This window comes from Leptolyngbya sp. BC1307 (genome assembly GCF_002286735.1).
In the GTDB taxonomy this organism is placed as follows: domain Bacteria; phylum Cyanobacteriota; class Cyanobacteriia; order Phormidesmidales; family Phormidesmidaceae; genus Phormidesmis.
The window spans coordinates 1-661 of the sequence record NZ_NRTA01000191.1 but is presented as its reverse complement, the minus strand read 5'-3'; the positions used below and the strand labels follow the sequence as shown (position 1 = coordinate 661).

Here is a 661-nt window from a genome sequence, read left to right as displayed (position 1 = left end):
CAGAAGCTGACTATCCAACAGGTGAAAGCGAACCGTCGAGAGGTCGGGCTGGTCACCCGCGCTCAGGATGTCAAGATTATATGCCAGTGGTTCTCCCCTGATGTCCTTGCCTTGGCTGGCCCGTCTCTAGCGGTGCGTCAAGAGTTATTCGACTTCATTGCAGCCGAACTCCAACAGCGGAAGGGCAAGCAATATCCGACCATTCGTAAGCTGAGAAAGGCACTGCACAATCAGCGTGATCAACTGCTGGACTTTGCCGGTGTCCTTGACCAGAAACTGGCAGTCATCGCTGAATCGTTTGAGCTACCGTTACAGGCAGTGCGGGAGGTCTGCCTGCTACACCGGAAACATAAGACATCCAATCCTTATTGGGAACGGTGGAACCAGTTGCATAGCAGGCTATCGGGCAAGTTTTATGGGTTGATGGAGGCTGTGGGTAACGCGCTCAAACAGACGCCAAGAGCAAGCTCTATGGTGGAGAATCTCAACTCTCGCTTGCGCAATTACTTCTTTCTGCGCCGAAGCCTCGGTGATTCATATCTGAGCACATTGCAATTTTTCCTCAATCGTTGGGGTCGAGTGACAGGTCACCCTGTCACCCTCCCGTGCAAAACCGTGCTTGCGATGTTAACCGCACACGGCTCCTCAACAGTACGGCTGT

General features: G+C 53.1%; 1 pseudogene. It reads left to right on the top strand.

Annotation, left to right across the window (positions count from 1 at the left end):
- Positions 1 to 21: 21 nt before the first annotated feature.
- A pseudogene (locus CKL79_RS22730) lies at positions 22 to 661 on the top strand (hypothetical protein); the annotation flags it as partial.